8 protein-coding genes and 1 tRNA gene are annotated in these 5,428 nt (G+C 46.4%); all 9 read left to right on the forward strand.

Translation table 11 applies throughout. The features are described 5' to 3' along the window. The first annotated feature begins 61 nt into the window (after window positions 1-61). Window positions 62-134: transfer RNA gene (locus tag DWZ40_RS18925), tRNA-Thr, on the forward strand. Between the two features lie 216 nt (window positions 135-350). Then, the gene (locus DWZ40_RS20200; RefSeq protein ID WP_118544340.1) at window positions 351-719 is read left to right on the forward strand and encodes a hypothetical protein; all 369 of its coding nucleotides are present in this window, start codon (window positions 351-353) and stop codon (window positions 717-719) included. 57 nt (window positions 720-776) lie between these two features. Then, window positions 777-1,385 (forward strand): HAMP domain-containing sensor histidine kinase, encoded by a 609-nt coding sequence (locus DWZ40_RS20205; protein WP_243035393.1) that lies wholly within the window; start codon window positions 777-779, stop codon window positions 1,383-1,385. Then, entirely contained in the window at window positions 1,354-1,596 is a 243-nt protein-coding gene (locus tag DWZ40_RS20210) for a hypothetical protein (RefSeq protein ID WP_243035394.1), read from the forward strand. The genes DWZ40_RS20205 and DWZ40_RS20210 overlap by 32 nt, the downstream gene beginning before the upstream one ends. Before the next feature lie 3 nt (window positions 1,597-1,599). Continuing rightward, on the forward strand, window positions 1,600-2,319 hold the full coding sequence (locus tag DWZ40_RS20215) for a response regulator (protein ID WP_243035395.1): 720 nt from the start codon (window positions 1,600-1,602) through the stop codon (window positions 2,317-2,319). A 258-nt stretch (window positions 2,320-2,577) separates the two neighbouring features. Next, window positions 2,578-4,407 (forward strand): adenine deaminase, encoded by a 1,830-nt coding sequence (ade, locus tag DWZ40_RS18940; RefSeq protein ID WP_347560133.1) that lies wholly within the window; start codon window positions 2,578-2,580, stop codon window positions 4,405-4,407. 57 nt (window positions 4,408-4,464) lie between these two features. Next, window positions 4,465-4,767 carry a hypothetical protein gene (locus DWZ40_RS18945; protein ID WP_118544341.1) on the forward strand — a complete coding sequence of 101 codons (303 nt, stop codon included), beginning with the start codon at window positions 4,465-4,467 and terminating at the stop codon, window positions 4,765-4,767. 96 nt (window positions 4,768-4,863) lie between these two features. After that, complete coding sequence (locus DWZ40_RS20410) at window positions 4,864-4,986, forward strand: hypothetical protein (RefSeq protein WP_279220686.1); 123 nt, start codon at window positions 4,864-4,866, stop codon at window positions 4,984-4,986. Window positions 4,987-5,104: 118 nt separating this feature from the next. Then, complete coding sequence (locus DWZ40_RS20415) at window positions 5,105-5,230, forward strand: hypothetical protein (protein WP_279220687.1); 126 nt, start codon at window positions 5,105-5,107, stop codon at window positions 5,228-5,230. Window positions 5,231-5,428 lie beyond the last annotated feature (198 nt).

A 5,428-nucleotide genomic window follows, 5' to 3' on the forward strand; every position in this document is an offset into this window, starting at 1 on the left:
CCAAGGTCGGGGTCGCGGGTTCGAGTCCCGTCTCGCGCTCTTGCAATGAAAATTGCATAATGCTGCTGTGGCTCAGTCGGTAGAGCGTCGCATTGGTAGTGCGGAGGTCACGGGTCCGATTCCCGTCAGCAGCTCTTTTTAAAAGAGTGGAAACCTTTAATTTACAAGGTTTCCACTTTTTTGTGCCTGAAAAGCATGAAGACAGTTGAAGACAACAGCCGTTGCCGGGCATATCTGCGTGAATACGAGCACAATTGGAATGATTGTGGGTTACAGTTTCTGTTAATGGGTTGCAAATATAGTGATTAACCATTATATTTATTGTAGTAAGATAACTGTCAAGTGAAATTATGGGGATAAGAAAGGCAAAGTGTGCAGGTTGCAATTACCGCCTGACTCATGTACCGGCCATTGCGGCTCTGTTTATGGTATGCTGGCTGCTGATCCAGTACCGTAACAAACTCTGCAGAAACCAGAAGTTCCTGGGCTGGTCTTATTTTGTGCTGATGACCGGGGCAACGGCATATGAATATATGAATTTTGGTCTGTCTCTTCAGACCTATGCCCAGACATTTTCGGCACTTGTGGCATTTTTTGTAGGGGAGATCGAGATCCGTCAGAATCTGTATTCCACACAGAAAAGACTGAAACAGAAAAATGCAGAACTGAAAGAGGAAGAAAAGAAAGTAGAAGCCGCGTTAAAACGGGAAGTAGAATAGCAGGATTAGCTTTCCCTTGCGCTTGCAGCTGCACAGCAGGCAAATAAGGCAAAGACCATGTTTTTAAACAGCATGTCACACGATATCCGAACTCCGATGAACGCGATCATTGGTTTTACGGCACTTGCGCAGACACACATCGATCATACTGAACAGGTGCAGGATTATCTTGCGAAAATTAATACATCCAGCACGCATTTACTGAGCCTGATTAATGATATCCTGGATATGAGCCGTATTGAAAGCGAAAGTGTGAAACTGGATGAGAAACCGGTACATATGCCGGATCTGCTTCATGATCTGCGCACCATGATCCAGAGGCTGATCAATGCGAAACAGCTGAATCGCTACATTGATACGCAGGATGTGGAGCATGAAGATGTTATAACAGATAAGCTGCGGCTGAACCAGATTCTGATCAATATTGTAGGCAATGCGATCAAGTTTCCACCGGCTGGTGGGGATATCATCATCCATCTGGTGGAAAAACCTTGTAAGGCAGACGGATACACCACCTACGAATTTTCTATCAAGGATACCGGTATCGGAATGTCACCGGAGTTTGTGGACCATGTTTTTGATACTTTTGCGAGAGAGCAGTCTTCCACGGTGAGTGGGATTCAGGGAACGGGTCTTGGCATGGCGATCACGAAAAAATATTGTTGAGATGATGGGCGGCACGATCGAAGTGGAGAGTGAGGAAGGAAAAGGTTCTAAGTTTACGGTTACGCTTACTGTCCGTCTTGCAAGTCAGTCGATAAAATATGCACCGATCCTGGAACTGCAGGGAGCAATGGCACTTGTGGTGGACGATGATATTGATACCTGCCGCAGTGTCTGCAAAATGCTTCGAAGGATTGATATGCAGCCGGACTGAACGGTGAGCGGTGAGGAAGCGGTTCTTAGGGCACAGGATGCAGCCGAGCTGAATGATGAGTATAAGGTCTATATCGTGGATTATCTCATGCCGGATATGAACGGAATTGAAACAGTCCGTCGGATCATCGGGGCAGAAGTGCCGATCATTGCACTCACAGCTTACGACTGGTCGGATTTTGAGAAAGAAGCGAGAGAAGCTGGAGTCACTGCGTTTGTTGCAAAACCTATTTTTATGTCCGAACTTCGTTCTGTCTTAACGAAACCGGTGCAGACAGAAGCAGAGCAACCGGAAGATACAGAAGAGTTGTCTGATTATGCAGGAAAGCGAGTGCTTCTTGTGGAAGACAATGAGCTGAACCAGGAGATTGCATTGACCATGTTGGAAGAAGCCGGACTGTGGGTGGATTGTGCGCAGGATGGTATTGAAGCAGTGAATATCATCAATGAAGCTCCGGAGGACAAATACGATCTGGTGCTTATGGATGTCCAGATGCCAAGAATGGATGGCTATACGGCAACAAGGGAAATCCGTACCTTGTCCAATAACCGGAAAGCGAACATTCCGATTATCGCGATGACGGCGAATGCCTTCGATGAGGACCGGAGACAAGCTTTTGAGTGCGGCATGAGCGGACATATTGTAAAGCTGTTTCATAGGAAAGAAATCGCCAAGGATTTCAACCAGATTTTTGGGGAATCGAAAACTTCATATGGAAAATAAAAACGAGTCACAGGGGAAAATCCTCTGTGGCTTTTTTTATATGATAGGAAATTGCGTCCTATCATATAAAAATGCTCCGCGAGGAAGCGCACTCGGCGCAAAGGTAGATGGTTGCTGAAGCACCCGCGCCTCGGCGCGAGAATGTGCCAAGGCACATTCTTTTTTGTAGGAGCTTTTACTTTATCTTATAAAAATGTTATAATGTGATAAATTCACAGAAAACACGGGATGATTCAGACAAAGTCAGGAGGAAAACTTATGGCATCAATGGATCAATTTAGGAAGCAGATTTCTGCAGCAGCAGGAAGAACAAAAGCAAAGCTGGTATTAAAGCATGCAAAAATTGTGAATGTCTTTACGGAAACCGTGGAAGAAGGAGACATTGCCATGGAAGATGGCATCATTCTGGGCATCGGAAATTATGAGGGAGAGCTGGAACGTGATTTAAAGGGTGCCTATGTCTGCCCGGGTTTTCTGGACGGTCATATTCATCTGGAAAGTTCGATGGTTTCCCCTTCAGAATTTGAACGGATGGTAGTGCCGCACGGAACCTGCGCGGTAGTCACGGATCCCCATGAGATCGCGAATGTGGCAGGGACGACCGGTATCCGGTATATGCTGGAAGCAACAAAGAATCTCCTTCTGGATGTGTATTTTATGATGCCATCCTGTGTGCCGTCTACGGCTCTGGATGAATCCGGCGCAGAATTGCATATGGAAGATCTGCTGCCGTTTTATCAAAATGAACGGGTATTGGGACTGGCGGAGATGATGAATGCGTATGGAGTCATTCAGAATGAGCCGGACTGCATCCAAAAACTGTCCCAGACGCAGCAATGCGGGAAACTGGTGGATGGGCATGCGCCGGGACTTTCTGGAAAAGCGTTGAATGCCTATGTGACGGCTGGCGTTGCTTCGGATCATGAGTGTTCGGAACTGGAGGAAGCAAAAGAAAAGTTGTCGCGCGGCCAGTGGATCATGATTCGTCAGGGAACAGCAGCAAAGAATCTGGAAAAGCTGATTCCGCTGTTTGAGGCACCGTATGACCAGCGGTGCATGCTGGTAACCGATGATAAGCATCCTGGCGATCTGATTCGTGGCGGACATATTGACAGCATTATCCGGGAAGCAGTCAGACTGGGGGCAGATCCGATCCGTGCGATCAAAATGGGAAGTCTTCGCACAGCAGAATATTTTGGATTGAAAAAACGCGGTGCGGTTGCACCCGGATATCGCGCTGACCTGGTTGTTGTGAATGATTTAACCGATTTGCAGGTTCAGCAGGTTTATAAAGGCGGAGTTCTGGTGGCAGAACATGGCAGGATGGTGTCGGAACATGGAGATGGCGCAGAAGGGAAAGCGGGGCATAGAGCAGAAAACACAAATTTGGATAAAATAGAAACTTATCCCAAAGAAAACATGGTATGGGATGAAGAAATACAGCAGCGCGTGTACCATTCGTTCCATTGCAAACCAATCCAGCCATCAGATTTGGCTTTGAAAAAACGGGGTAACCGGATTCGCGTGATTGATCTGGTCAGCCGGGAATTGCTTACAAAGGAGCGCTCTGAGTCTTGGTGTGAGCAGGAAAACCTGGCTCCGGGTGTTGATCCGGAACATGATGTGATCAAGCTTGCGGCATTGGAACGTCATAAAGGAAATGGACATATCGGAATCGGTTTTCTGGGAAATTATGGTCTGAAAAAAGGAGCTGTAGCGACCAGCGTGGGACATGATTCCCATAATCTGGTGATCGCAGGCGTGACGGATGAAGATATGGCGGCAGCAGGCAACCGGGTCATTGAAAATGAAGGTGGTCTTGCAATTGCAGTAGATGGGAAAGTGTTAATGGATCTGCCGCTTCCCATTGCAGGGCTTATGTCAGATCTTCCGGTAGAAGAAGTTGACCGGAGGCTGGAGACTATGAAGCAGCTCCTTCGGGAATTGGGGATTCATGAGGAAATTGATCCGTTTATGACGCTTGGTTTTGTAAGTCTTCCGGTCATTCCAAAGCTGCGTCTGAATACATATGGCACAATCGATGTGGAAAAACAACAGGCAGTTGAGACGGTCTATTCCGTTCTATGATGGAAGCTTTATATAACATTGTTACCTGAATAAAGCGAAAGGATTCGATATCATACGATGAATGATAATCAGATGATACGGCGAAAAACAATTGGCAGTCCGATCCACGCAGGGAATCAGTCGGAGTCTCCGGTGCAGTCACAGCAGGTACCGGCTGATAGAAATCTGCAGAGACGAAAAAGTGTGTACGTACCGGGCAGTAAAGCTTCCGATCCGACCGAGTTGGAAAATCGGATTAAGATCAGCAATTGGAAAAACGATATAGAAGGTTGCAGAGTGCAGGAACAGAAATGGAAAGATAAGATCGGTCAGGAAGCACAGACTATTCGCGAACAAGTGAAGGAGTTTTCATTCCGGTAAATGGCGAATTCATGCAGGTAGCAAATTGCCGCAAATACATGGAGCGTGAACAGGATCTAACTAAAGTAATCTAGTGGCTGAACCATGCATTCTGGGATGCTGATCAGGAGGAAAATCGGAAAAGATCTGGAGGTGGCGGTCTGTGAGGCAAAAGAAACGGCAACAGCAGTCTGTATGCTGTTTAACCAGGAAAGACATCATTTTACTGCCTGCTTTTAAATGAAAGGTTGTGCCTGCGCTGTTTCAAGGAAGAAGTGGAACCCCCCGGTGGGAGAAACAACCGTCCGTTACCTGCTGGATGTGCTGCAGCAGGAATACCTGGAACTCATGCAGGTGAATGCAGAAAACTGGACTTGGGACGGGTAAAGAAAACGAGGCAGAAACGATTGCAGCAAGACTTCCAGGCAGCGGTAAGAATAAGCTTTCAATAGATGCAAGAAAATGCAACAATATAGAAAAATGAAAAAGTTGAAAAAACGCAAAAAAAACAGTTGACTTTTCTTTACGGGTTTGATATTATAATCTTCGCCCCGTGAGAACGGGGCAGGAAATCAGAAGATTTCCAAAAGAAAATTAAAAAAGTTGTTGACAAAGCGATAACAACGTGCTAAAATATCGAACGTTGCCGCTGAGAACAGCAACAATATGAACCTTGAAAATG

Source organism: Clostridium sp. AF32-12BH (assembly GCF_003477935.1).
In the GTDB taxonomy this organism is placed as follows: Bacteria; Bacillota; Clostridia; order Lachnospirales; family Lachnospiraceae; genus Brotaphodocola.